The 26,465-nt window shown below is 54.5% G+C and carries 27 protein-coding genes; 25 read left to right on the forward strand and 2 right to left on the reverse strand.

What is annotated here, in order from left to right:
* The 19 genes from AADB16_RS08555 to flhB all read left to right on the forward strand — a co-directional run bounded on the left by AADB16_RS08555 (position 1) and on the right by flhB (position 17,232).
* Positions 1 to 1,470 carry a sigma-54-dependent transcriptional regulator gene (locus tag AADB16_RS08555; RefSeq protein ID WP_410802666.1) on the forward strand — a complete coding sequence of 490 codons (1,470 nt, stop codon included), beginning with the start codon at positions 1 to 3 and terminating at the stop codon, positions 1,468 to 1,470.
* Positions 1,471 to 1,810: 340 nt separating this feature from the next.
* Positions 1,811 to 2,179 (forward strand): flagellar hook-basal body complex protein FliE, encoded by a 369-nt coding sequence (fliE, locus tag AADB16_RS08560; RefSeq protein ID WP_410802668.1) that lies wholly within the window; start codon positions 1,811 to 1,813, stop codon positions 2,177 to 2,179.
* A 15-nt stretch (positions 2,180 to 2,194) separates the two neighbouring features.
* The gene (gene fliF / locus AADB16_RS08565; RefSeq protein WP_309043040.1) at positions 2,195 to 3,895 is read left to right on the forward strand and encodes a flagellar basal-body MS-ring/collar protein FliF; all 1,701 of its coding nucleotides are present in this window, start codon (positions 2,195 to 2,197) and stop codon (positions 3,893 to 3,895) included.
* On the forward strand, positions 3,888 to 4,931 hold the full coding sequence (gene fliG, locus AADB16_RS08570; protein ID WP_309043041.1) for a flagellar motor switch protein FliG: 1,044 nt from the start codon (positions 3,888 to 3,890) through the stop codon (positions 4,929 to 4,931). Before fliF ends, fliG begins: the two co-directional genes overlap by 8 nt.
* The gene (locus tag AADB16_RS08575; protein ID WP_410802670.1) at positions 4,931 to 5,851 is read left to right on the forward strand and encodes a flagellar assembly protein FliH; all 921 of its coding nucleotides are present in this window, start codon (positions 4,931 to 4,933) and stop codon (positions 5,849 to 5,851) included. The genes fliG and AADB16_RS08575 overlap by 1 nt, the downstream gene beginning before the upstream one ends.
* Positions 5,832 to 7,229, forward strand: a complete 1,398-nt coding sequence (gene fliI / locus AADB16_RS08580; protein WP_410802672.1) for a flagellar protein export ATPase FliI — start codon at positions 5,832 to 5,834, stop codon at positions 7,227 to 7,229. Before AADB16_RS08575 ends, fliI begins: the two co-directional genes overlap by 20 nt.
* Positions 7,229 to 7,672: a flagellar export protein FliJ gene (fliJ, locus tag AADB16_RS08585; protein ID WP_309043044.1), complete on the forward strand. Its 444-nt coding sequence runs from the start codon at positions 7,229 to 7,231 to the stop codon at positions 7,670 to 7,672. The genes fliI and fliJ overlap by 1 nt, the downstream gene beginning before the upstream one ends.
* A gap of 125 nt (positions 7,673 to 7,797) precedes the next feature.
* Positions 7,798 to 8,103, forward strand: coding sequence for an STAS domain-containing protein (locus tag AADB16_RS08590; protein ID WP_309043045.1), 306 nt, complete (start codon positions 7,798 to 7,800; stop codon positions 8,101 to 8,103).
* 24 nt (positions 8,104 to 8,127) lie between these two features.
* A complete protein-coding gene (locus AADB16_RS08595) occupies positions 8,128 to 9,855 on the forward strand; it encodes a SpoIIE family protein phosphatase (RefSeq protein WP_410802674.1) in 1,728 nt (575 codons plus the stop codon).
* A gap of 33 nt (positions 9,856 to 9,888) precedes the next feature.
* Positions 9,889 to 10,245: an Hpt domain-containing protein gene (locus AADB16_RS08600; protein WP_410802676.1), complete on the forward strand. Its 357-nt coding sequence runs from the start codon at positions 9,889 to 9,891 to the stop codon at positions 10,243 to 10,245.
* Positions 10,246 to 10,379: 134 nt separating this feature from the next.
* Entirely contained in the window at positions 10,380 to 11,519 is a 1,140-nt protein-coding gene (locus tag AADB16_RS08605; RefSeq protein WP_410802678.1) for a flagellar hook-length control protein FliK, read from the forward strand.
* 174 nt (positions 11,520 to 11,693) lie between these two features.
* Positions 11,694 to 12,206, forward strand: a complete 513-nt coding sequence (gene fliL / locus AADB16_RS08610; protein ID WP_410802680.1) for a flagellar basal body-associated protein FliL — start codon at positions 11,694 to 11,696, stop codon at positions 12,204 to 12,206.
* A 53-nt stretch (positions 12,207 to 12,259) separates the two neighbouring features.
* Positions 12,260 to 13,258 carry a flagellar motor switch protein FliM gene (gene fliM, locus AADB16_RS08615; protein WP_298448035.1) on the forward strand — a complete coding sequence of 333 codons (999 nt, stop codon included), beginning with the start codon at positions 12,260 to 12,262 and terminating at the stop codon, positions 13,256 to 13,258.
* The gene (fliN, locus tag AADB16_RS08620; RefSeq protein ID WP_410802682.1) at positions 13,251 to 13,757 is read left to right on the forward strand and encodes a flagellar motor switch protein FliN; all 507 of its coding nucleotides are present in this window, start codon (positions 13,251 to 13,253) and stop codon (positions 13,755 to 13,757) included. The genes fliM and fliN overlap by 8 nt, the downstream gene beginning before the upstream one ends.
* Before the next feature lies 1 nt (position 13,758).
* Complete coding sequence (gene fliO, locus AADB16_RS08625; protein WP_309043053.1) at positions 13,759 to 14,214, forward strand: flagellar biosynthetic protein FliO; 456 nt, start codon at positions 13,759 to 13,761, stop codon at positions 14,212 to 14,214.
* An 8-nt stretch (positions 14,215 to 14,222) separates the two neighbouring features.
* Positions 14,223 to 14,987 carry a flagellar type III secretion system pore protein FliP gene (gene fliP, locus AADB16_RS08630; protein WP_309043471.1) on the forward strand — a complete coding sequence of 255 codons (765 nt, stop codon included), beginning with the start codon at positions 14,223 to 14,225 and terminating at the stop codon, positions 14,985 to 14,987.
* A gap of 27 nt (positions 14,988 to 15,014) precedes the next feature.
* Positions 15,015 to 15,284 (forward strand): flagellar biosynthesis protein FliQ, encoded by a 270-nt coding sequence (fliQ, locus tag AADB16_RS08635; protein ID WP_410802684.1) that lies wholly within the window; start codon positions 15,015 to 15,017, stop codon positions 15,282 to 15,284.
* 3 nt (positions 15,285 to 15,287) lie between these two features.
* Positions 15,288 to 16,073: a flagellar biosynthetic protein FliR gene (fliR, locus tag AADB16_RS08640; protein ID WP_410802686.1), complete on the forward strand. Its 786-nt coding sequence runs from the start codon at positions 15,288 to 15,290 to the stop codon at positions 16,071 to 16,073.
* A 22-nt stretch (positions 16,074 to 16,095) separates the two neighbouring features.
* Positions 16,096 to 17,232, forward strand: coding sequence for a flagellar biosynthesis protein FlhB (flhB, locus tag AADB16_RS08645; RefSeq protein WP_309043055.1), 1,137 nt, complete (start codon positions 16,096 to 16,098; stop codon positions 17,230 to 17,232).
* Between the two features lie 540 nt (positions 17,233 to 17,772).
* Here flhB and AADB16_RS08650 read toward each other — a convergent pair.
* Positions 17,773 to 19,029, reverse strand: coding sequence for a uracil-xanthine permease family protein (locus AADB16_RS08650; protein ID WP_410802688.1), 1,257 nt, complete (start codon positions 19,027 to 19,029; stop codon positions 17,773 to 17,775).
* A 2-nt stretch (positions 19,030 to 19,031) separates the two neighbouring features.
* Entirely contained in the window at positions 19,032 to 19,670 is a 639-nt protein-coding gene (upp, locus tag AADB16_RS08655) for a uracil phosphoribosyltransferase (protein WP_298448022.1), read from the reverse strand.
* Between the two features lie 225 nt (positions 19,671 to 19,895).
* Between upp and flhA the strand changes: the two genes are divergently transcribed.
* From flhA to AADB16_RS08685, 6 genes are all read left to right on the forward strand, one after another.
* Positions 19,896 to 22,076: a flagellar biosynthesis protein FlhA gene (flhA, locus tag AADB16_RS08660; RefSeq protein WP_410802690.1), complete on the forward strand. Its 2,181-nt coding sequence runs from the start codon at positions 19,896 to 19,898 to the stop codon at positions 22,074 to 22,076.
* Positions 22,077 to 22,136: 60 nt separating this feature from the next.
* Positions 22,137 to 23,453: a flagellar biosynthesis protein FlhF gene (gene flhF / locus AADB16_RS08665; RefSeq protein WP_410802692.1), complete on the forward strand. Its 1,317-nt coding sequence runs from the start codon at positions 22,137 to 22,139 to the stop codon at positions 23,451 to 23,453.
* Between the two features lie 72 nt (positions 23,454 to 23,525).
* A complete protein-coding gene (locus AADB16_RS08670; protein WP_309043059.1) occupies positions 23,526 to 24,338 on the forward strand; it encodes a MinD/ParA family protein in 813 nt (270 codons plus the stop codon).
* A gap of 31 nt (positions 24,339 to 24,369) precedes the next feature.
* Positions 24,370 to 25,113 carry an RNA polymerase sigma factor FliA gene (locus AADB16_RS08675; RefSeq protein WP_410802694.1) on the forward strand — a complete coding sequence of 248 codons (744 nt, stop codon included), beginning with the start codon at positions 24,370 to 24,372 and terminating at the stop codon, positions 25,111 to 25,113.
* 162 nt (positions 25,114 to 25,275) lie between these two features.
* Entirely contained in the window at positions 25,276 to 25,659 is a 384-nt protein-coding gene (gene cheY / locus AADB16_RS08680; RefSeq protein ID WP_008173086.1) for a chemotaxis response regulator CheY, read from the forward strand.
* A gap of 20 nt (positions 25,660 to 25,679) precedes the next feature.
* Complete coding sequence (locus AADB16_RS08685) at positions 25,680 to 26,465, forward strand: protein phosphatase CheZ (RefSeq protein WP_298448012.1); 786 nt, start codon at positions 25,680 to 25,682, stop codon at positions 26,463 to 26,465.

A 26,465-nucleotide genomic window follows, 5' to 3' on the forward strand; every position in this document is an offset into this window, starting at 1 on the left:
ATGGCCAAGGCCCAGATACTGATTGTTGAAGATGACCGCGACCTGCGGGAGGCGCTGGTAACCACTCTGGAACTGGCAAAGTTCCGCGTGCGTGAAGCTTCCAATGCCCATGAGGCGCTGGCTCGACTGGCAGAGGCACCAGTCGATATGGTGGTCAGCGATGTAAATATGCCGGGCCTTTCCGGTCATGAACTGTTGGGAGAGGTGCAGCGACTGTACCCGGGCTTGCCGATGATGCTGATCACAGCCTACGGACAGATCAGCCATGCGGTTTCTGCCATGCAATCCGGTGCAGTGGATTATTTGGTCAAGCCCTTTGAGCCAAAGGTATTGGTTGATGCCGTCACCAAGGTGGTCGGCGGCAGTCGCTCGAAGTCTGGCGATGAGCCAGTAGCTGAAGACCCGGCCAGTAAGCGCATATTTCAACTGGCAGCCAAGGTGGCTGGCAGTGATTCTACGGTGATGATTTCCGGCGAGAGCGGTACTGGTAAAGAAGTGCTGGCCAGGTACATCCATCAGCAGTCGCCCCGGGCGGAACAGCCGTTTGTGGCCATTAACTGCGCGGCTATTCCCGAGAACATGCTTGAAGCGATTCTGTTCGGCCATGAAAAAGGTGCCTTTACCGGTGCGATTGCATCAGCCCCAGGTAAATTCGAACAAGCTAATGGCGGAACGATTTTGCTGGATGAAGTGTCAGAGATGGACCCGGCACTACAATCCAAATTGCTTCGTGTTCTGCAAGAGCGGGAAGTGGAGCGGGTAGGTGGGCGCAAAACCATCTCGTTGGATGTTCGTGTGATTGCGACCACCAACCGGGATCTGGCAGATTTCGTGCGGGAAGGCCGGTTTCGGGAAGATCTTTATTACCGGTTGAGCGTATTTCCCATGCATTGGCAGCCATTGAGGGAGCGCCCTCTGGATATCCTGCCCATGGCAACTTATTTGCTTAAGAAGCACTGCCGCAAGATGAAACTTACCGGCATCAGCTTTGCTGCCGATGCCCGCAACGCGCTGGCTCAGCATAGTTGGCCCGGGAACGTGCGGGAGCTCGATAATGCCATCCAGCGTTCTCTGGTTCTGCATCAGGGTAACGTGATTCATGCGGGCGACCTGTGCCTCGATATGGGTACTAGCGGACGCTTTGATGGCCATGCAGTTGCACCAACATCTCCTGCCCCGGTTGCAGTGGGTATTGAAGAGCCGTTTTTGCCACACGAGGGGCTGCCAGCGCCTGCGACGGGGTATCAAGAGTCCGTCGACTCAGCCCCGTCAGCCGTTGAAGCCGGGTCACTGGGAGATGATCTGCGCCAGCAGGAGTTTCGTATCATTATCCAGACCCTCAGGAGTGAGCGCGGCCGCCGTAACAGGGCGGCGGAGCAGCTGGGCATCAGCCCCAGAACACTGAGATACAAGTTGGCTCAGATGCGCGAGGCCGGAATAGATCTGGATGCTGAGCTGGCTATGGCGTAAACCCGAATTACCGTAGTACCCCTTCATTCGGCACCCTCTGGGTGCCTTTTTTATGGCTGCGTGCCGTGCGCTGTTCAATTTCACACCAGTTCCTTGCAGGCCCCATTCCATGGTGTTGTAGGTGACATGTCCTTGCTGTGCTAACAATCTTATCCACAGGTATTGTGGGTAATTAAATCCTGTCAAAACTCTGTCGTTATGTAACCTTTGTCTTTGTTGTGTACCCTTAACTTGTTGTAAATGAAGCGTTATGTAATTCTGGCCTGACCATTGCTTAGTCTTAATCAATACAGATAGATCAGCAAGCCAGCCCCTACAGGGGTGGTGTCAGGAGAAAGTTATGGTTCAGCGTGCCGACATCAACAGTGTTCTTTCGGATATACGCGCACTGCGTTCGCAAATGAATCAGAACCAGCGTGTTGACCAGGATTTGTCAGTGCGTGGCCGTATCGACGGGCCGCGCCAGGTTGATCAAACCCAGGAAACAGCCAGCTTTGGCAACATGCTGAGCAAGGCCGTTAACAATGTGAACGAGGTTCAGCAGGATGCCAACGCATTGCGTACGGCCTACGATACGGGTGACCCCACTGTGGATATTACCCGCGTGATGATTGCAGCCCAGAAATCTACTGTGTCTTTTGAAGCCTTAACCCAGGTACGTAACCGGGTGGTGAGGGCTTACGAAGACATAATGAATATGCCGATCTGATAACGGAGCACAGACATGGCCAGCGTTCCCGCAGAAACAATTCCGAATATGCCAGCCACTCAAGGTGGCGGTGGCTCCGAAAGCAACAGTGATTTGTTTCTGGGCTTTAACCGCCTGAACCTGCTGCGACAGGTTGGCCTGATGGTGGGGCTTGCTGCCAGTGTTGCCTTGGGCCTCGCAGTTGTACTATGGGCGCAGGAGCCGAATTATCAGCCCGTGGTGGGGGACTTGTCTGCATACAACCCGCAAGACGTAACCACCATTCTCGACAGCAATGGCATCGATTATAAAATGGATACGCGCACCGGTGCTCTGTTGGTGCCTTCCGATCAGGTATACACGGCTCGGCTTAAATTGGCTGCCGAGGGTGTTACAGATCAAAAAACCATGGGTTACGAACTGCTCGACAAGGATCGTGGCCTGGGTACCTCCCAGTTCATGGAAACTGTCAGCTACCGCCGTGGCCTTGAGGGCGAGTTGGCGCGCACCATTAGCAGTATGCGTGGCGTGCGCGCTGCCCGGGTTCACCTGGCTATTCCGGAGCGTTCCGTATTTGTGCGGGACGCCCGCGATCCCACCGCATCGGTTTTCCTGGAAGTGTTTGCAGGACGTCGCCCGGAACAGGAACAGATTGCAGCGATTGTGAATCTGGTTGCCGGCAGTATTCCAATGATGAACAAAGACCATGTCACGGTTGTTGATCAGAACGGGAACCTGCTGACTGGTAAAACCACTCGCGGCGATGGCGAGCGCATGCAGGATCAATACGAATACACCTCGCGCCTGGAAGAGCGGCTGACGCGCCGCGTTGCCTCTCTAATCGCGCCTATTGTTGGCGAAGGCCGGTACCGGGCCGAAGTGTCTGCAGACCTGGATTTCTCTTCAGTTGAGCAGGCCGAGGAGCTGTTCAACCCGGAGCAACAAGCGGTGCGCAGCGAACGTGATCTCACAGAGCAACGTGTCGCCGGTTTTAACGGCGGCGTGCCGGGGGCTCTGTCCAATCAGCCTCCTGCTAACGCGACAGTGCCTGAGCAGGTTAATGCGCAAGCCGGCGATGTAGAGGGCGGCGTGCCAGTACCACCGCCAGTGAACGTGCGTAAGGAGTCTACGCGCAACTATGAGATGGATCGCACGGTTAGCTATACCCGACAGGAGCTCGGGCGCGTAAGGCGCGTAACGGTTGCACTGGCTGTAGACGACATGAAAGTGGTCAATCCGGACACCGGCGCGGTAACCTATGAAGCATGGCCCGAGCAGGAGTTGCAGCGACTGAGCATGTTGGTGCGGGATGCTGTAGGCTATTCTGCAGCACGCGGCGACAGCGTGACCGTAATGAATACAGCGTTTGCCCCGGAAGAAACTTACGAGTTTGAAGCGCCCGGGTTCTGGGAGCAGCCCTGGTTTTGGGATCTCATGAAGCAGGTTTTGGCTGGTCTGGTAATTTTGGTACTGGTGCTAGGCCTGTTGCGACCAACATTGAAGAGCCTGTCCGGTGGTGGCCAGCGTTCCCGGGGTGGGGATTCTGATTTGGATGGGTATGATGATGAAGGTGGCAACGACGCTTTGCGGAAGGCATTGTCCTCGCAGGACGACTTGCTTTTGCCGGGCGCTACAGACAGCTATGATAGACAACTTAATGCTCTTAAAGGCCTGATTGCCGAAGATCCGGCGAGGGTCTCTCAGGTGATGCGCCAGTGGGTGAATGTTGATGACTGATCAATCCGGAGCGCCAGGTGCTGATGCACCGCAAGCGCCTCAGCGGAAAATTCCTCGGGTGGAGCAGGCGGCGATCCTGCTGATGTCTCTGGGTGAGGCAGATGCCGCCGAAGTGCTCAAGCATATGGGGCCCAAAGAGGTCCAGCGGGTAGGTGTTGCCATGGCTCAGATGAAAGATGTGAGCAAGGGCGATGTGACCTATGTGTTGAATCAGTTTGTCGATGCAGTCGGCGGCCAAACCGGGCTGGGTGTGGGCAATGACGATTATATTCGCGCCATGCTGACTCAAGCACTGGGCGACGACAAAGCCGCGAGCCTGATTGATCGTATTCTTATCGGTGGCAATACCACAGGCCTGGACACGCTCAAATGGATGGAGCCGAGAGCTGTCGGCGACATTATCCGTTATGAGCACCCGCAAATTCAGGCCATAGTTATCTCTTACCTTGACCCGGACCAGGCTGCCGAAATTTTGGCAACGCTGGATGAAAAGGTGCGTCTCGACGTAATGATGCGGGTGGCTTCGCTGGAAAGCATTCAGCCCCAAGCCCTGCAAGAACTCAACGATATTCTGGAAAAACAGTTCTCCGGTGGGTCTGCGGCCCAGACCAGTCGCATAGGCGGTATAAAGCGGGCGGCGGACATTATGAACTTTATGGATCGCAGCATTGAAGGCAGTCTGCTGGACTCCATCAAGGATATGGATCCGGACCTCGCAACCACCATAGAAGACCTCATGTTTGTGTTTGATAACCTTAAAGATATTGACGACCGGGGTATTCAGGCGTTGCTGCGAGAGGTGTCCTCTGAAGTGCTGGTTGTTGCCCTGAAAGGTGCTGATGACGCGGTACAGGAAAAAATCTTCAAGAATATGTCCAAGCGAGCAGCCGAGCTGCTACAGGACGATCTGGAAGCGAAAGGCCCGGTGCGGGTGAGCGAAGTGGAATCAGCTCAGAAAGACATTATTAACATTGCCCGTCGTATGGCCGAAGCGGGAGAAATCACGCTGGGCGGCGCGGGTGAAGAAATGATGTGATGAAAGACTCCTCCAAAGATACTGTTAAAGATCTCAGCCGCATTCCCAAGGAGGAACTGACCGCCTATGAGCGGTGGGAGCTCCCGTTGCTGGATGCCCGTGGTAATGAGGTTGCTCGCGTGGAAGAGCGTGACCTGAAGCCTCTGACCGCTGGCGATATCGCTGAAATTCGCCAGGCTGCACATGAAGATGGCATTAACGAAGGCCGGGAGCAGGGATTGCAGGAGGGCCGTGCCGAGGGTTATGAACAGGGCCATAAAGAAGGGCTTGAAGCAGGGCTTGTGGAAGGGAAAGAGCGGGGCCAGAGTGAAGGTTATGACGAAACCCGCAAGGAAGTCAGTGCAAGCCTTGAGCGCCTTGAACAGTTGCTGGGAGAGTTACTGGTGCCTATCGGTCGGCATCAGGATGAAATTGAAACGTCACTGCTGAACCTGACCATGGTCCTTGCCCGGGCCGTTGTTTACCGCGAACTGACCATTGACTCTTCACAGATACGCAAGGTGGTGCGGCGTGCCATAGAAGCATTACCCACAACAGCGGAAAACATTCGAATTTATGTTCATCCGGACGATTACAGCGCCGTTCGTGACGTGGCGGAGCGTTTTGAAGCGACAGCCTCGGTTGTGGAAGATGACAAGATATTGCCTGGCGGCTGTCGGGTTGAAACCCGCAACAGCCTCGTCGACTTTACCGTTGAGAAACGCTTCCAGCGAGCCGTTCAGAGTATGCTGGAACAGCAGATCGAAGACAGTGCAAGCGGCGAACCCGAAGAACTTGGCGCGCTGATGGATGACCTGACAGACTTTCAGAGAGACGTGCTGAGTTCCCCTGGAGAAGCGCCAAGCGAAGACCCGGTTGAAAGTGCCCCCACGGAGGATAAACCCATCGAAGGTGAGCCTGATGACATCCTCCCTGGCTGATCGCCTCGATCGATATCAGGCTTATCTGCGTTCAGACCTGGAACCTGAGCTTTCAGGCCGCCTGACCAGAATGGTCGGGCTAACGCTCGAGTGTGTCGGTTGTCCCATGGTGGTGGGCGACCGCTGCGTGATCAAAGGAGAAGGCGGCAGCACCGTTGAGGCGGAAGTGGTGGGGTTTGAGGACGATAAAGTTTACCTCATGCCTTTAACAGCCATTGAAGGCCTTAAGCCAGGTGCAAGGGTAGTTCGGTTATCCTCAGCCAGCCGCGTGCCTGTTGGCCCTCTTATGCTGGGCCGTGTAGTGGATGGCAGTGGCGAGCCCCTTGATGGCAAAGGGCCGTTGCAGGCTGAAGCCCGTGTTCCACTTACCGGCGATATTATCAACCCTCTTAACCGCGCCCCTGTACGCCAATCCATGGATGTGGGCATTCGCGCCATTAATGCTTTGTTGACCGTTGGTCAGGGGCAGCGTTTGGGCCTGTTTGCGGGCAGTGGTGTTGGTAAAAGTATGCTGTTGGGCATGATGACCCGGTTTACCGACGCCGATATCACCGTTGTTGGTCTGATTGGTGAGCGGGGCCGGGAAGTTAAAGAATTTATTGAAGATATTCTGGGTGAGGAAGGCTTGGCCAGATCGGTTGTTGTTGCCTCTCCGGCGGATGATTCACCCTTGATGCGATTGCGTGCGGCCATGCTTACCACTCGCATTGCAGAGTACTACCGCGACAAAGGCAAACGCGTTCTGCTGTTGATGGACTCCCTCACACGGTATGCGCAAGCCCAGCGTGAAATTGCGTTGGCGGTTGGTGAACCTCCAGCGACCAAAGGCTACCCGCCTTCCGTATTCGCCAAGCTACCGCAACTGGTGGAGCGTACCGGCAATGGTTTGCCCGGGGGCGGCTCCATTACTGCGTTCTATACCGTGTTGACCGAAGGCGACGACCAGCAAGACCCCATTGCAGATGCCGCCAGAGCCATACTGGATGGTCACATTGTGCTGTCCCGCAGGCTTGCGGAAGAGGGCCATTACCCAGCCATCGACGTTGAAGCGTCTATCAGCCGGGTTATGCCACAAGTAACAGAAACCGAGCATTTTGCCCGTTCCCAGCGGTTCAAACAGGTTTATTCACGTTATCAGCAGGCACGGGATTTGATCAGTGTAGGTGCTTACGTGAAAGGCTCCGACCCCGAAACCGATTTCGCCATTACTCACATCAGCAACATGCGCCAGTTCCTGCAGCAGGATCTGAACGAGCGTGCGTCGCTACCTGAAAGTATTGAGGGCTTGTTGTCGGTGGTGCCGGAGAGGCGCTCACCGGAACGCCGGAAATCTGCCGCTCCTGACCCAACGGCCGGTGCCACTAGAGGTGCTGGTTAATGCTTCGCTCCCAACGCCTCGCAGTTGTGCTCACTCTCGAAGAACGGAAGGAGAAGGAAGCGCTGGAGCAGATGGGCAAGGCTCGCGAAGTGGTGGAGCAACACAGCGAACAGGTCGATAAGCTCAACCGTTACCAGCAAGAATACCGGGATCAGATCCGAAACAGCGCCCATGGCGTGGTGCAGGTAAATCGTTTGCAAGCCTGGCAGGCATTTATTGCCCAGCTTGATCAGGTTATCCTGCAGCAACAGAAACAGCTTGCCCAGGCTGAAGCAATGTTTGAGGCCCGCCGGCGAGAGTGGCAACAAGCCTGGGAGCGTCGGCGGGGTATGGAGAAATACATTGAAACCTGTCGCCAGCAAGAAAGCAGGGCGCAGGATGCTCAAGAGCAAAAGCATGCGGATGAGGCTGCAGGCCGGGCTTTTGCTCGCCGTCGTCAATGACGCTTACGCTGAATTAATCTTCACTCCATGCAATCTCACAGCGCTACGCTATCCTTGTATAAGCAAGGTTTGCCTGAACCAAGGCTGCCAGATGTTTTAACGAATGCCACCGGAGGTTTATGCGGATGCCGATTGAGACTCACCGCAGTCGCGATGGACGGTCCCTGACCATCAAGATAGAAGGTCGCTTTGATTTCAGCACCCATCAGGCCTTTCGGGATGCCTATGAACATGGTGGGCGAGATGTTAGCGGTTACGTTGTGGATTTGTCAGACGCGACCTATCTCGATAGTTCTGCGCTGGGTATGCTGCTCCTGCTCCGGGATCATGCCGGGGGAGACAGTGCCGATATTGTCATTGAGAACTGCAACAACGATGTCCGCAAGATACTGACCATTTCCAACTTTGAGCAACTATTCACCATTCGGTGATCGCGCAGATCACGGAAACCTGCCATGGACGAATCTGCAGCAGAGACCACCCCCCTAAATATTCTTATTGCAGACGACAGCGACAGTGACCGCCTGATACTGAAAGCCATACTGAAGCGCCTGGGCCACAGGGTAGTCGATGCAGCTAATGGGCGTGAGGCGGTGGCGCTCTTTCAGTCAGAGGCGCCGGATATTGTCTTGCTGGATGCACTCATGCCCTCCATGGATGGTATGGAAGCCGCGCGACATATCAAGACACTTGCGGGCGAGCGTCTTGTGCCGCTGATTTTTATTACCTCACTGACTGAACCCGAGGACTTGGCAGGGTGCCTTGAAGCCGGGGGGGACGGCTTTCTCAGCAAGCCCTATAACCGGATAATGATTGAAGCCAAGGTCAATGCGTTCAATCGGATGCGCCTGATGCACCGGGCGCTGTCTAATCAGCGCGATTTGATGCATGAGCGAAACCGCCAGTTGTTAAAAGAACAGCACATAGCTCGTGGGGTTTTTGATAACGTCGCTCATACCGGTTGCTTGAATGCGCCTAATATTCGCTACCATGCATCTCCCTTATCGGTATTCAGTGGCGATGTACTGTTCGCCTCGCCACGGCCTGCCGGTGGGATGCTTGTATTCGCGGGAGATTTTACTGGCCATGGATTGCCAGCCGCTATTGGTGCTATGCCTGTGGCCGAGTCCTTTTATGGTATGGCGGGTAAGGGTTTTAGTGGCGCCGATATCCTCAGGGAGATTAACCAGAAGCTGGTCCGCATACTCCCGAAAGATATGTTCTGCTGCGGTGTTATGGTGGAAGTAGACTTTACTCTGAATCAGTTAAACATCTGGAATGGTGGTCTGCCTGATATGTGGCTGATGCGATCGCCAACAGAGCGTTTCAGCCTGCCTTCGCGTCATTTGCCCTTGGGGATATTGAGCCCTGATCAGTTTAATGCAGACATGGAAACCGTCAGGTCGCGCCCAGGTGACCGGTTACTCTTGATGACTGATGGCGTGTTGGAATGCACTGACGGTGAGGGGCAGGTCTTTGGAGAGCAGGGCGTTCGTCGGGCTATAGAAAACGCTGGCTTGGACAGGCATCCCTTTGATGCACTGATGGGGGAAATACAGCGGTTTACCGGGCAGCAAAAGTTTGGCGACGATCTCACGCTCTGCTGTCTGGAAATGGTTGAAGAGGCAGGTCAGGTGGTTTTGCCTGATGCCGTTGAGCTTTCGACCCTGGCGGGGCCAACCCAGTGGCGTAGTGTGTATGAACTCCAGGGCAGCACGTTGGGGGAGTTTAACCCTCTGCCACTGCTCCTGCACATTTGTATGGAGGTGCCTGGGTTGCGGAGAAAGAGCGGAGAAATCTATACACTGCTTTCAGAGTTGTACAATAATGCGCTAGAGCACGGTGTGCTTCAGCTTCCATCGGAATGGAAGTACACCCCTGAGGGCTTTGACCGATACTATTCCGAGCGGGCCAAACGCCTGAACAGGGTGAAAGGTCACTATATACGGTTCAGCTTTCATCACGATTTGATGGCTTGGGGTGGGCGTTTGCGTGTTGTCTGCGAAGACAGCGGTGAAGGCTTCGACTTCCACAACCATCCTGTTCTGCAAGCCGCAGAGATGGCGCAGAGCGGTCCCCGCTACGGCGGCAGGGGCTTGGCATTAATAAAGCGATTGGCGAAATCGGTCCAGTTTTATAAGAAAGGGAACCGGGTGGAAGTTGTCTATGAATGGTTCTTTTAATAATAACCTTTAACAGGAACAAGGGAGTTGGTCATGGTTGATAAACCACACCTTGATGAAGAAGCTCTGGCGGAGCTTCAGGATGTAATGGAAGATGAGTTCGAAACACTTATTAACACCTACCTCAGCGATTCGAGAGATAGAATTGAAAGCCTGAAGAAAGCCATAAGTGATGGCGATGCAGGCGCGCTGGCCCATACCGCTCACAGCTTTAAGGGCAGTTGCATCAATATTGGAGCACCGCGTCTTGGAGCCCTCAGCCGAGAAGTGGAGAAAGCGGGGCAGGACGAGCGCCTGAGTGATGCACAGCCTGTTCTTGCGGCCATTGAAGTGGAATTTCAGCGGGTGACGGATGCCCTGCACACGCTCATGGCTGGGCGCGCGGGATAGCCTGCTGAGCCGGCAATAGCACCCAGGCCTATAGGCTGGCACCGCTTTTGCAGTTATCTGGGTATGAGCCTGATAATCCGCTGCGAAGCGGACTGAATCAGGCATCCAGGGTTCAAAAGCGGCAAGAGGTTGCCATGACTCAGATGGTTCTTCCCCAGACTCCCGCACCAGGGATGCAGAATGATGCCGGTGCCTCCAAAACTGGATCAGGTCGAGATAATGTGGCCGGTGAAAGCCGGTATGATTCTGTTTCCCGTACGGAGCAGAAACGGCTGGATCGCCAACAGGCCCAGCGTCGCGACGATAACAAACAGGCCGAAGCAAAAAGTGCTCGAAACGCCAACAGCGAGCCGAATGCGAACCAGGCTCAGCCTTCGGGGAAGCCCGGTGAACCGGGCAAGAATGGCAAAGCCGCCACATCAGATGAAGCAACTGTGGTTGGTACAGGTGCTGACGGAGCGAGCGCAGAACTTGCGCCCGAGATGGAATCTCTCGCCATTCCTCTTACATTTGCAGAATTACAGGCACTGTTGGTGCCGGCAACAGGGCAGGTATCTGCGGCAGGCGGATTAGCTGCTAACAATCCAGCGGTAACAGCGCCAGGTGCCGGGTTGGTTGCCGGGCTTGCCGGAGTTAAATCGGAACAAACCTCCCCGCAGTTAACCGATGCATTGATGCCCTTGGCCGGTAAATCGGCCGGTTCTGTTGATCCTTCTACGCTTCTGACCGGAACCCGTTTCGAATCGGCGGTTGAGCTGGTATCCCAACAAAATGCCAACAATGCTGCCGGCAAACTGGCGGCAGACGCACAGGTACCTCTGAGGAGCTACGCAACATCGGTTGATGTGCCGGTAAATCATGCAGAATGGGGCGACAAACTGATGGGAAAACTCAGTTGGCTCACTGCGAAAAATCTGTCGGTGGCCGAAATTCATCTGACGCCTCCTGACATGGGCCCAATGGAGGTTCGGGTACGGGTTCAGAATGACCAGGCCAACATTACCGTTCATGCAGCCAACCCTGTGGTTCGGGAGCAGCTGGAACTTCATTCTCACCGGCTCCGTGACATGCTCGGTGAGCAAGGGCTTTCTCTGGCTCAGTTTGACGTGTCGGATAACTCGCGGAATTCGTCTGGAGAGCAGAATGCTGGCGAAGGGGATGGCTCATCGTCCGGGACCGGCGCAACACTCTCAGCACTGGAAGGCGGTGACGAAGGAGGGCAAGCCGGCAATCTTGACCTGAGCTGGAACGGCGCTATCGATGTATTTGCCTGAGCATCAGCACTAAATACTGAGTTCTGTTCGCCAAACGTCTTTGCCCAACACCTCTTGCAAGGCTAAACTGCGGGACTGAACGGAGGGTAGGGCGTTCTGGCCCACTCCTTGCAAACAAATATACAAACGTCATGGGCATGAGCGTTCATCGACGGATTTTTGGCGAAAAACACTATGGCAGAAAACAGCGCAGCTGAAGCAACACCGGCCAAAAAAGGTAAACTGAAACTGATCATTTTGCTGGTGATCGTAGTGATATTGGCAATAGCGTTATCCGTCGCAGGAACCCTGTGGTTTCTAGGTGGCACCCTACCCGGAATGGGGGGCGACGGCGCCAGCGAGGACAGTGCAGTAACCGAAGAGCCCTTTATACCCAGTGCTTATCTGGATATCGACAAAGCTTTGGTGACAACGGTTCAGGGAGAGGGACGCCAGCGTTATGTGCAGGTGTATATCTCGCTGGAAGCGCTGGGCCCTCAGGCTCTGGCTGCGGCCGAGCTGCACATGCCTTTGATTCGTAGCCAGTTGGTGATGGTGCTCGGGAATAGCAGCTTTGCTGAACTGCAAACGCCAGACGGTCGTAAAAATCTCGCGGCCAGTATGCTGGGTACAGTGAATCAGGTTTTGGAGCAGGAAGGCGAGCCCGCCATCACCAAGGTGTTGTTCAGGAACTTTGTAGTTCAATAGTCAGCGCAACAGAGCCCTTTTTTGGGCAAAGCTTTTCAGCGGCAGGACAAGGTATGCAGGATTTACTGTCACAGGATGAAATTGATGCGCTCCTTCACGGCGTAGATGAAGGTGACATTGATACCTATGAAGAAAGCGACGAAACCGGTGTAAAGTCCTACGACCTTTCCAGTCAGGATCGTATTGTCCGGGGTCGGATGCCGACGCTGGAAATGATAAACGAGCGCTTTGCCCGCTACACCCGTATCAGCCTGTTTAACTTGCTGCGCCGCAATGCGGATGTCTCCACTGGCGGCGTTCAGATCATGAAATTTGGCGAGTACATACACACTCTGTATGTGCCCACCAGTTTGAATCTTTGCAAGGTACGCCCGCTGCGGGGAACCTCCCTGTTTGTTCTGGATGCAAAGCTTGTATTCAAACTGGTTGATAACTTTTTCGGCGGTGAGGGGCGGCATGCAAAGATCGAAGGCCGCGAGTTCACGCCAACAGAAAACCGCATTGTTCAGATGGTCCTGAATCAGGTTTTTCAGGACATGCAGGAAGCCTGGCAAGCGGTCATCAAAGTCGATTTCGAATACCTCAGTTCCGAGGTAAACCCGGCCATGGCCAACATTGTCAGCCCTAGCGAGGTGGTGGTGGTCAGCACCTTTCATATAGAGCTTGATGGCGGCGGAGGTGAGCTACACTTTGCTTTACCCTATTCAATGATTGAGCCTATCCGTGACGTGCTCGATTCTGGTGTTCAAAGCGACGTTGATGACGTGGACGAGCGCTGGGTCAGCGCCATGCAGGAAGACATCAAAGAGGTGGAGGTCCCGATCAATACCACTGTCTGCAGGCGCCGGATTTCCCTGAGGGAGGTCGCCAAGCTGAAGGCCGGCGATATTATACCGGTAGAGGTGCCTGAGCATCTGACTGTCACCGCCAATGGTATTCCCATTTACAAGGCAACCATGGGAACCCGGGACGGAAAGCTGGCGTTGAGAATTCATGAGCGGGCGGAACGCCCAAAGGTAAAAAAACAATCGAAGGTAGGACGCAATGGCTGACGACAATAAAGAAGGTCAGGAGCTGAGCGAGGACGAAAAGCTGGCTGCCGAATGGGAAGCGGCTATGGAAGAGTCCGGTGATGAAGGCTCCGAAGAGTCCACGGATGATGAGTGGGCTCAAGCTATGGAAGAGGCTGGGGAGACAGGGGCTGGTAAGGGTGCCGATAGCAGCGTCCGCACCGCTCCCATGGAGGAGTTTGACGAAAGTGGCATCGCGACCACAGGCAGCGCTACGCCGCCAGATCTGGATGTGATTCTGGATATACCCGTCAGTATCTCTATGGAGGTCGGGAACACCCAAATACCCATTCGCAACCTGCTGCAACTGAACCAGGGCTCGGTGATCGAACTGGATCGGCTTGCAGGCGAGCCGCTGGATGTGTTGGTAAACGGAACCCTTATCGCCCACGGTGAGGTCGTTATGGTCAACGAAAAGTTCGGCATCCGCCTGACCGACGTGATCAGCCCGGGCGAACGCATCAAGCGGCTGCAGAAATAATATGAGGATTCAGACGGCGGTAGTGTCGCTGCTCCTGCTGGCAGTACCTGCCATTGCAGAAGAATCCGCTGAGGCCGTAAAGAGTGCCCCTGCAAAAATGACGGGCAACGCTCCGGATACCTTGGGCACCTTGCTTAGCCTGGGCGTCGGCTTGCTGGCTGTTATCGCCGTTATCTATGGTTGTGCCTGGATCATTCGCAGAATGAATGGCATGACGGGCATGAATAACAATGCCATCAAAGTTGTCTCTGTAATGGCCATTGGCGCCCGTGAGCGCATTGCGTTGATTGAAGTGGGCGGCCAGCAGATCTTACTGGGGATCACCCCATCCGCTATACGAACACTGCAGGTGTTTGAAGAACCGGTTGTGGATGCAGGTAAAGCAAATCCCGGAGACTTCGCCAAACGCCTGCAGGGCATGATTGGTAAATCCTGGACAGCTCCGAGCAAGGAATGATTAGCCCTATGATGGTGGCCAAGCTCAAACGACACTTTCCGCTCTTCGTTGTGCTCGCAGGCCTGCTGTGGACGCCTTTGGCGTTCGCAGATTTGCCTGGTATTCCCGCATTCACCGTTCAGCCCGGTGAGGGTGAGGGTGTTCAGGAGTACACGGTAACCCTGCAAATCCTAGCGTTGATGACGGCGCTGACGTTCCTGCCTGCCATGCTGATGATGATGACATCCTTCACTCGCATCATCGTAGTCTTTGCAATTTTACGACAGGCTCTGGGCCTGCAGGCGACGCCTTCAAATCAGATACTGCTTGGCCTTGCACTGTTTCTCAGTATTTTTATCATGAAACCAGTGCTGGAAGAGGCTAATCGCGCAGGGTTGCAGCCCTACCTTCAGGAGGAGGTGACTTCTCTGGAAGCCGTGGAACTGGCCAGTAAGCCGTTTAAAGAATTCATGCTGGGGCAAACCCGAGAAGACGACCTTGCGTTGTTCATGCGCATTGCAGACGTGAAGTATGATACGGCTCAGGATGTCTCGTTCTGGATACTGATGCCGGCGTTTGTGACCAGTGAGCTGAAAACAGCCTTTCAGATAGGGTTTATACTGTTTATTCCGTTTCTGATTCTCGACATGGTCGTCGCCAGTGTTTTGATGGCCATGGGTATGATGATGTTGTCACCCATCATTATCTCGCTGCCGTTCAAGATTATGTTGTTTGTTCTTGTGGACGGCTGGGCCCTGATCATGGGCACCCTCGCAGCCAGTTACGGGATATAGACAGGCTATGGGAAACAGGAGAGCAGCATGACTCCGGAAACCGTTATCGACATCATCCGTGAAGCCCTGTGGATGATTGTGCTTTTTGCGTCTGTCATTATCGGGCCGGGACTGGTTATTGGTCTGGTGGTGAGTACCTTCCAGGCGGCCACCCAGATCAACGAACAAACCCTGAGCTTTCTGCCACGCCTGCTGGTAACACTTATTGTGATCATTGTATTGGGCCCTTGGTTGCTGGCCAAGCTTCTGGATCATGCACACCGGCTGATCTCCAGCATCCCCTACCTGATCGGTTAATCCATGACCCCCATGGAACTCAATGCAGACGTGCTCGGCCAGTGGGTTGGGCAGCACCTTTGGCCACTGTTCCGCTTGGCCAGCTTTCTGATGGTCATCCCCATTTTCGGTACCCAGTTGGTTCCGGCCAGAGTGCGCTTGGGGCTTGCGCTGTTAATGACTATTTTGATTGTACCGATGATTCCAGAAGTGCCAAAAGTCGACGCTCTGAGTGCAGACGCGGTCGTTATCACTCTGCAGCAAATACTGATCGGCGTAGGCATGGGATTCGCGTTGACGGCGCTCTGGCAGCTGTTCGTTGTTGCCGGCCAGATGATCGCCATGCAAATGGGCCTCGGTTTCGCCTCCATGGTCGACCCCGCCAACGGCGTTAACGTGCCTGTACTGGCGCAAATCTACACCATAACCGTTACCTTACTGTTCCTTGCCATGAACGGTCATCTGGTGGCGTTTGAGGTGTTTATTGAAAGCTTCCGAACCATGCCCATCGGCATGGAAGGCTTGGGCCAGGTAGGTGTATGGGAGCTGGCGCACCGCATAAGCTGGATGTTTACGTCTGCCATGCTGCTCGCACTACCGGCAGTGACTGCGGTGCTTATTGTCAGCATATCCTTCGGCGTAATGACCCGGGCCGCCCCTCAAATGAACATCTTTGCGTTGGGCTTCCCAATTGGCCTGATTTTTGGATTGTTTGCTATATGGGTGCTGCACGCCAACTTTCTGCCGCATTTCCAGAACTACACTGAGCAAACCTTTGAGTTCATGCGGGGCCTTCAGGGGCAACCCTAACTGATACGCCAAGAGTTTTAGCATGGCTGAAGAAAACGACAACAGTCAGGAGAAAACCGAAGAGGCCACCCCCCGAAGGCTCGAAAAAGCCAGGGAGGATGGCCAAACTGCCCGATCAAAAGAGCTGGCCACCATGGCGGTGCTGATTGCTGGGGCTGGCGGTCTGCTGATGTTCGGGGCGCAACTGGGTGCCTCAATGGAAGCCATCATGCGTGATGCCTTTACTCTGGAACGCTCAGCCATATTCGACACCCGGCACATGAGCATTCAGCTGATGGCCTCCGCCAAAGAAGCTGCCTGGGCGCTCTCACCCATTCTCGTTCTTCTGGTCATCGCTGCTATCGCTGGCTCTATAGGCATTGGGGGATTGCTGTTCAGCGGCAAGGCCATAGCACCCAAACTCAACCGCATGGATCCCATCAAGGGTCTGGGCCGGATGTTCTCCGCACGCTCTCTGATCGAGCTGGTCAAAGCCATCGCCAAAGTGGGCCTGGTAATGGCCTTGGCGCTCCTGATTCTGAACGTTCGCACCGAAGATCTACTCTCTATCGCCAATGAGCCGGCAGTGCCTGCCATGGAGCACGTGCTCTGGACGTTAGGTTGGAGTTTCTTCCTGCTCTCTTGCGCCACCATCATCATCGCCATGATCGACGTGCCATTCCAGATTTTCGATCATCAGAAAAAACTGCGAATGACCAAGCAGGAAATAAAAGATGAGTACAAAGACAGTGAAGGCAAGCCTGAGGTCAAAGGCAAAATCCGCCAGCTCCAGCGCGAAATGGCCCAACGCCGCATGATGCAGGACGTGCCCACGGCCGACGTGGTCATCACCAACCCGACTCACTATGCGGTAGCGCTGAAATACGATCCGGACTCCATGGGGGCTCCAATGGTTGTGGCAAAAGGCAATGACCAGACGGCCTTCAAAATTATGGAAATTGCCCGCGAGCACAAAGTCGAAATCCTCCGCACGCCTCCGCTAACCAGAGCCGTGTACCACAACAGCGACATAGGCGACGAAATCCCCGATGGCCTCTACATGGCCATAGCTCAGGTTCTGGCTTACGTGTTCCAGCTCCGGCAGTTCCGCAAGGGGCGAGGGCCCAAGCCTGGGATGCCTGATTTGCCGATTCCTTCTGATTTGCGGCGGGATATTTGATTCTGGTTTTATCCTGCTGACTTGGGTTCCCAGCCTGCTGAGCTTGGTGGAGGAGTGGTGGTGGGTGGCCTTTCCAGGACACGCTACGAGCCCATCCATGGGGGCTTGACGGTGGCCGTCCATGGCCACCGACAGTCCTGGAAAGGCCACCCACCACCACTCAGGCAAACTTCACGATATCGCTAAAAAGAACTACTCAATTCTTTAGGCAACGCTGCTCCCCTGATTGATCCGTGCTGCTATGGTGCGAAAAAATCACCATTTGTTCCGGCAAACCCACAATCGTCTCTAGCGTTTTAAACTGTCGCGATACCTGCATTGTTCGATAGCTGTCATGCGGGGCTGCCTCCCAAAAATGTCGGTGGCCAAGGACGGCCACCGTCAAGCCCCCATGGATGGGCTCGTAGCGGTTTTTGGGAGGCAGCCCCGCATGGCAGCATGCACCAACGCAGGCAGGCTACCAAAAAGGAAGGTATGTACAGGGGAGAGAGTCACCACCAGTGCCCGAAGGCACCAGTGGGGCAACAATTAACGCTGAGGTCAGTCTTCTTTGTGTTCGTAAATCGCCTTACCCCATGCTTCGCGGCTGCCCGGAAGAATCAGGTTCAGGATGATGGCCGCAACCGCGCACAGGGCGATACCTTCCAGGTGGCCCAACACCATCCCGCCAATGCCGAACACCAGAGTTACGCCTACGATAACCAGATTCCGCGCCTGGGATAGATCAACTTGATGGCGGATCAGAGTGCTCATGCCTACCACAGCAATAGAACCGAACAGCAAGCACAGAATGCCCCCCATTACCGGTACCGGAATAGTCTGCAGAACCGCACCGAACTTGCCTACGAAGGCCAACACGATCGCAGTGCAGGCGGCCCACCACATAACCTTCGGGTTGAAGTTGCGGGTCAGCATCACAGCGCCGGTTACCTCGGAGTATGTAGTATTCGGCGGCCCGCCCAGCATGGCGGCAGCACTGGTAGCCAGGCCATCGCCCAGCAGCGTGCGGTGCAGCCCGGGCTTTTCCAGATAGTTTTTGCGGGTCACGTTACCGATCGCCAGAACATCCCCGATGTGCTCAATGGCCGGAGCAATGGCCACCGGAATCATGAATAAAATCGCCCCCCAGCTAAACGCTGGTGCCACAAAGTTGGGAACGGCAAACCAAGGGGCTTGCTGTATAGGCGTAGTATCAACAATGCCTGCAAGTGCAGATAATACATAGCCAACAATCACGCCAAACATAATGGGAATCAGGCGGAAAATGCCCTTAGCCCATACCGAGGCAACAATAGTCACAATCAGCGACGTCATTGCAATCCAAAGAGCTGTAGCCTCTGGTATCAACTGCACAGCACCATCGCCGGTGCGGCCTGCCGCCATGTGCACAGCAACAGGTGCTAGCCCAAGGCCGATCACCATGATCACCGGGCCGATCACCACTGGGGGCAATAGGCGGGTTACAAAGCCGGTTCCGCGCAGCTTTATGGCGCCACTCAGGATGATATAAAGAACACCTGCCGCCATCAGGCCCCCCAGGGTTTCCTCAAGGCCAAACTTGCCCTTGGACGCGATAACAGGCGCGATAAAAGCGAAAGACGAGGCCAGGAAAATAGGAATCTGGCCGCCAGTAACGATATGGAAAATCAGAGTGCCCACACCGGCAGTGAAAAGGGCAACGTTCGGGTCAAGGCCTGTGATCAGTGGCATCAGAACCAGCGCGCCAAATGCTACGAGGAGCATCTGCGAGCCGGCAATCGCCTGCTTCCAGACAGGATCCTTAGTGTGGTCTTCCATGATTAAACGTCCTTCTGCTTGGTGCCGAAAATTTTGTCGCCGGCATCGCCAAGCCCGGGCAGGATGTAGCCTTTCTCGTTCAGGCCATCGTCTACAGACGCGGTGTAAATGGATACATCCGGGTGCGCGTCCAGAACCTTCTTGATACCCTCGGGCGCCGCTACCAGTACCAGGGCACGAATTTCAGTGCTTCCGGCTTTTTTGAGAACGTCGATGGTAGAAATCATTGAACCACCCGTCGCAACCATGGGGTCTACGATCAAAGCCATGCGCTGATCCAATTCACCCACCAGCTTTTCCAGATAGGTATTGGCTTCCAGAGTTTCCTCATTACGGATCTGGCCTACCACGCTCACTCGGGCAACCGGAATCAGGCTGAGTACACCATCCAGCATGCCAAGCCCAGCTCGCAGAATGGGAACGATAGTGATTTTTTTGCCCTGAATTTGTTCAACGCTAACCGGGCCAGCCCAGCCGTCGATTGTCTTTTCCTGCAGGCTGAAATCCTTGGTCGCTTCATACGTCAGCAAAGCCCCGACTTCCTGGGCCAATTCACGAAAATTCTTGGTGCTGATCTCTGCGCGGCGCATCAAGCCGAGTTTGTGTCTGATCAGGGGGTGTCTTACCTCGTGGACTGGCATGGGCTCACCTGTTTTCTGGGTCTGGGGTTAAAGGGTTGTGTTGCAGTTTAGTGGCGCAAGGATACCGCATCTTACAGGGTGAGTCAGGCACCGGAAGTCAGCTTGTGAATGAAATACTGTGCAGGCTGGTACGGATCTTGCGGTAACAGGGTAAAAGATACGTATGTGTCAGAATCTCGACCATGAAAACGCCTTCAGAATCAGTAAATCGGAGTAGCTTAGGGCATGGACAGAGCTTTAGTCCTCAGTAACGTCAAATCCCTGACGCGGGGTAACCTCGGCGTACCCATTATGCTGATGGGATTGCTGGGCATGATGATACTGCCCATGCCGGCGTTTTTGCTGGACGTATTCTTCACCTTCAACATTACGCTCTCCATAGTCATTCTTCTGGTGTGCGTTTATGCCTTGCGCCCCATGGAGTTTGCGTCTTTTCCAACGGTACTGCTGGTTGCGACTCTGTTGCGGCTTGCCCTGAACGTGGCATCTACCCGAATTGTATTGCTGGAGGGGCATGAGGGCGGTGATGCGGCGGGTAAGGTTATTGAATCCTTCGGTGCCGTTCTGATCGGTGGTAACTACGCGGTGGGTCTCGTGGTGTTCGCCATTTTGATGATCATTAACTTCCTCGTGGTGACCAAAGGTGCTGGTCGGGTTTCGGAAGTGAGCGCCCGGTTCACCTTGGACGCCATGCCTGGCAAGCAGATGGCCATTGATGCCGACCTGAACGCAGGCCTGGTTAATCAGGACGAAGCAAAACACCGTCGCGAAGAAATCGCCCAAGAGGCGGATTTCTACGGCTCCATGGACGGTGCCTCGAAGTTTGTTAAAGGTGATGCGGTTGCCGGTTTGCTGATTCTTGCAATCAACATTATTGGCGGTGTTGCCATTGGCATGATTCAGCATGGCCTCGATTTCGGGCTTGCAATGGAACGCTACGCCTTGCTCACCATTGGTGACGGCCTGGTTGCCCAGATTCCATCACTGCTGCTCTCTACCTCGGCCGCCATTATGGTTACCCGTGTTACCTCCAGCCAGGATATGGGCGGGCAGATTCTTCAACAGATGTTCAGTGCGCCGAAAGCTTTGGCGATTGCAGCTGGCATTCTGATTTTGCTTGGTTTGATTCCCGGCATGCCGCACGTGGCTTTCCTGGGGCTTGGGGGGCTTGCTGCTGCGAGCGCCTGGTATATCTGGAAAAAAGACAGTCAAACAGTGGAAGAGGGGGGAATGTTCCCCAGTCGCGGGGGCGCGGGTGCTGTGTCCGGCTTTGGTGGGCGAGACTTGCCGCTGACTGGCGATGTGGGTGGTGATCCAGGGCGTCAGTTACCGGCGCCGGGCGAAACCCGTGAGCTGGGTTGGGACGACGTAGCTACGGTTGATATTGTCGGGCTGGAGGTGGGTTACCGCCTGATTCCGTTGGTCGATAGAACCCAGGGCGGTCAGTTGCTTAGCCGTATAAAAGGCGTGCGTAAAAAACTGTCTCAGGATTTGGGGTTCCTGATGCCCTCCGTGCATATTCGCGACAACCTGGATCTGATGCCGAACGTTTACCGCATCACGTTGATGGGAGTAACCATCGCGGAGGCGGATATCCACCCTGATCGCGAACTGGCGATCGATCCGGGTCAGGTGTTCGGAAAAATCGAAGGTATAGAGGGAAAGGATCCTGCTTTTGGTCTGGATGCGAGCTGGATTGAGCCTGAAAAGAAAGATCAGGCGCAGACGCTTGGTTACACAGTGGTGGATGCCAGTACGGTTGTTGCAACCCATCTGAATCAGGTTCTGCAAAAGCATGCCCACGAACTGTTGGGGCACGAAGAAGTGCAGAAGTGGCTGGATCAGCTCGAAAAGGCCTCGCCCAAGCTGGCAGAGGAGCTGGTGCCGACCACTGTGTCTATCAGCCTCCTGCTGAAAGTTCTGCAGAACCTCCTCAAAGAAGAAGTCCCCATCCGGGATATGCGTTCCATTGCTGAATCCATGGTGAACGTGCATCCAAAGAGCCAGGATCCAAAATTATTGACCACGGTGGCGCGTCAGTCTCTGCGCAGGATGATTATCCAAAGCATCTGTGGCAACGACTCGGAGATACCGGTAATTACCTTGGATCCGGATTTGGAACAGTTATTGCTTAAGTCTGTTCAGCAGAGTCAACAATCTGGCGGGTTGGAAGATATAGGCCTGGTTCTGGAACCGAATATGGTGGAGAAGCTGCAACGCTCATTACAAGACAGCGTGCAGCGCCAGGAGATGCTGGGTAAGCCCGCCATCCTGCTGGTATCCGGGCCCTTGCGGCCAGTGCTCGCAAAGTTTGCCAGTTACGGTGTGGAGCGGCTGCATGTGCTCTCCTACCAGGAAATACCGGATAACAAACAAATAACGATCGTGGCGTCCGTGGGCCAATAGGCTGGCGGATGAAAGAACGGGCAGCTCAGAGAGAGTGTGGCCGGTGGAGGATGCAATATCATGAAAGTTAAACGTTTTTTTGCCAAAAGCATGGCCGAGGCGCTAAAGCAGGTTAGCGAGCAAATGGGGCCTGATGCTGTCATCCTTTCCAATCGCCGTGTAGACGGTGGCGTCGAGATCGTCACTGCGCTGGACTACGACGAGAATATGGCGCGCCAGAGTTTGGGCGCCGAGGCCAGTGAGGCGACCAATGGCGCCCGCCTTGCAGAAATGCAGGCAGAGCGACATCGCCGGTTGGAGGATGAGCTGAGCCGTTCCCGTTCCCGTATTCGCGACGTGCGTGAAAGTCGCGCCGCGCGAGGTCAGGGCTATGCTGAAGCGTCATTTGCAGAGCTGCACGGGGGTGCGAGTGACGATTTTTCAGAGCCGCTGAGCCAAAGTCCCGCTAATACAAACTATTCCGATGAGCTTGCGCGCATGCGTGCGGAAATCAGCTCGTTGCGGGATCTAATGAGTGGCCAGCCTGGTGAGCCGCAGAAACCCGGTATCAATGCGGTTCAGCAGCGGCTTGCAGAACGACTCCAGGAATTTGGTCTTGGTACGGACCTGGCAGGCTCGCTCTCCCGTCGCCACAAAGGCGGCAAGCTGGAAGACGGATGGAAGCAGTCACTTAAAATGCTCGTTGCGGGCGTACGCACACCCAATCAGGAATGGCTTGACGAAGGCGGTGTATACGCATTGGTTGGCCCTACAGGTTCTGGAAAAACAACCACCATAGGTAAGCTTGCAGCGCGTTACGTGCTGAAACACGGTGCCGATTCAATCGCTCTGGTTACGACAGATAGATACCGGGTTGCGGCCCATGAACAGCTTTTCGTATTTGGCCGTATATTGAATGTGCCGGTGCGAGTGGTGGATGAAAGCAACACCCTTGACGATATTCTTGATGAGCTGTCAGATCGGCACCTGGTGTTGATTGATACAGCGGGTCTAACCAGCACAGATAGAGGGTATCAAGAGCAGTTGGCAGAGTTGGCCCGTAGTCATCATAAGGTCCGGACACACCTGGTGGTTTCTGCAACTAGCCAGCCGCGCATTATGAAATCCGTCTGGCATTGCTATAAGATGGCAGGTCTTACAGGCTGTGTGATGACCAAGATTGACGAGGCCCTGACTCTGGGCGAATCTTTGGGCTTTGTGATGGAAACCGGGTTGCCGGTTGCCTACTACACAGATGGACAAAAAATCCCGGGGGATCTGCATCATGCTGAAGCAGTTCCACTTGTTCGTTTAGGCGTTGAGCGCCTGAAATTGCTTCAGCAGCAGGCAGCGGCAGAGACGTTGCCTGGCACAGAGCGCCCGCGGGAAATTGCGTGAGGCTCTGAAGTTCCGAGTTGTATCCGGCTATGAACCATATCCGGTTAATCCTGGCGAGAGATTATAAACAGTATGAGCAAAGCACATCCGGTACAGGTGATCGCGGTTTCCGGCGGCAAGGGCGGGGTCGGCAAGAGCAATATTTCAGTTAATCTTGGCATCGCTCTGGCTCAAAAAGGCAGGCGCGTTGTGTTGCTCGATGCCGATCTGGGCCTGGGAAATCTTGATGTGCTGCTCGGGGTAACCGCCAATCGTACCTTGCAGGATGTTTTGGCAGGAGAATGTGACCTCCGGGACGTTCTGGTAAATGGCCCTGGCGGGGTGAAGATTGTACCGGCATCTTCCGGAACTCAGCGCATGACTCAGCTCAGTCCCATGGAACACGCGGGCCTGATTAACGCATTCAGCGAGCTGGGCGATCAAATTGATGTGCTTATTGTGGATACAGCGGCCGGGATTTCAGAGTCTGTTGTAAGTTTTTTGCGGGCCTCGCAAGAACTGCTGTTGGTGGTGTGCGATGAGCCCACATCCATAACGGATGCCTACGCTCTGATTAAGCTGATGAACCGTGATTACGGTACTAATCGCTTCCGCATCCTTGCCAATCAGGTGAGTAGTGAGCAGGAAGGCCGCCATTTATTTGAAAAAATAACCCGGGTAACCGAACGATTTCTCGATGTGGCACTACAATATGTAGGTATGGTGCCCTACGACGAAGCTGTGAAGAAAGCCGTTCAGCGCCAGAAAGCCGTGCTGGATGCATACCCCCGAGCGAAAGCGTCGCTTGCGATCAAGGCACTGGCTGACAAGGTAGAAAGCTGGCCACTGCCTTCATCACCCCGCGGACACTTGGAGTTCTTTGTGGAGCGGCTCGTCGAAGTCTGAAACGGATCCCGTAAAAAATAAAACCGGATGCATGACATTGGCGAAAAACCTGGGAATTTATCATCAGGCTGGTGTGAAAAGTCCCTCGGACCTCATAGAAACTCACGCCCCCCTGGTAAAGAAAATCGCACTTCATCTTTTGGCTCGGCTACCGGCCTCGGTGCAGCTCGACGACCTCATGCAGGCGGGCATGATCGGGTTGTTGGAGGCCGCACAGCGCTATAGTTCGACCAAAGGCGCAACCTTTGAAACCTATGCTGGAATTCGCATCCGTGGATCCATGGTGGATGAAATTCGCAAAGGCGACTGGGTGCCGCGCTCTGTTCACCGAAACGCCCGTCGTGTCGCCCGTGCAATCAAGGCCGTAGAAGATCGAGAGGGTCGCGAAGCCCAAGACTTTGAAGTGGCCGAAGAGCTCGATATGGAGCTTTCGGAGTACCACGCCACTCTGGCCGACACCAATAGCGGACGGCTTTTTAGTCTTGATGAGCTCAATGAATCCGGTGAGCTGCCGATAGAAGAAACAGAGGCCCGGGATAATCCGCTGGATGATCTCACATCTGATTCGTTTCGCAGCAACCTGGCGGCCGAGATTGAGCTGCTTCCCGAGCGGGAAAAGCTTGTGCTGAGCCTGTATTACACGGAAGAGCTCAACCTCAAAGAGATTGGCGCTGTGTTGGGTGTCAGTGAAAGTAGAGTTAGCCAGATTCACAGTCAGGCCGCGTTGAGATTGCGTGGAAGGCTGTCCGAGTGGCGCCTTGAGGAGCACAGCTAGGCGTGGCAGGAGACTTCAGGGTTCTGATGAAGTGTAGTATTTGGTAACCGATGCTTTACAAGCGCGATAAAGATCAGACAATACATGGTTAAATCAGCGGCCTGCTACACTTTAAGCGCAAAGGTCAAAACGAATTCCGGGTCTTAATAACTGGAGGTCCCTTTGGACAAAAACATGAAAATTCTCATTGTGGATGACTTCTCCACAATGCGACGGATCATCAAAAACCTGCTCCGTGATCTGGGCTTCACCAATACTGATGAAGCGGATGACGGCAATACGGCTTTGCCCATGCTGAAAAGTGGCAAGTACGACTTTCTTGTGACGGATTGGAACATGCCGGGAATGTCTGGCTTTGATCTGCTCAAGGCCGTGCGGGCCGATGAAAACCTGAAAACCCTTCCTGTTTTGATGGTTACCGCCGAAGCCAAACGTGACCAGATTGTTGCAGCGGCTCAGGCTGGCGTAAATGGGTACGTGGTAAAACCATTTACTGCAGCCGTTCTAAAAGAAAAAATCGAGAAGATTTTTGAACGAATTCAGTAACTGGAAATTGGATGGGTCGTATGAGCGATAACAAGAAGATCCATCGGGGTCTTGAGCCAGAAGTGACCGAAAAGCTCCGGCACCAGGCAGCAGAGCTCGCCCAAAGCGTTGAGCGCGGTGATTATGCCAGCGCTATGAACCTGATCAACGAGTTAAGCGAGGTCAGGGACCAGAGTCTTTATCGTGAAGTCGGCCGTTTGACGCGAACGCTTCATGAGGCAATTCGCAACTTCCAGATAGATCCGCGCAGCCCGGAGCAGAAAGAAGTCCTGTCCCTGATGACCGATGCGTCCGACAGGCTGGCTTACGTTGTTCAAATGACTGGCCAGGCTGCCAATCGCACTATGGATCTGGTTGAAGAGAGCATGCCTCTTGCTCAAACCCTGCGCGAAGAAGCTACGTCATTGAGCCAGGAGTGGCAGCGATTGCGCCGCCGCGAAATGCAGCCCGCTGAATTCCGTGATTTGTATGGCCGTATCGACGCCTTTTTTCTGAGCGTAACCAACGATGCGGACACCCTCTATAACGGTCTTTCTGAAATTTTGCTGGCGCAGGATTTCCAGGATCTGACCGGCCAGGTGATACAGCGAGTGACCGCGTTGGTGAAGGAAGTTGAGGAGCAGATGCTCAGCCTGGTGGTTATGGCCAGCCATGTTGATCAACTTACCGGCACAGTGCACCAGATTGAAAGTGAAGAAGTCTCCGCCGAACAGGGTGTGGGACCTCAGATGAAGGCAGAAGAGCGCGAAGATGTAGTCTCGGGACAAACTGACGTAGACGATCTGTTATCCAGTCTCGGTTTCTGA

Origin of the sequence: Marinobacter sp. KMM 10035, assembly GCF_046537445.1 — a bacterium.
Lineage (GTDB): Bacteria > Pseudomonadota > Gammaproteobacteria > Pseudomonadales > Oleiphilaceae > Marinobacter > Marinobacter sediminicola.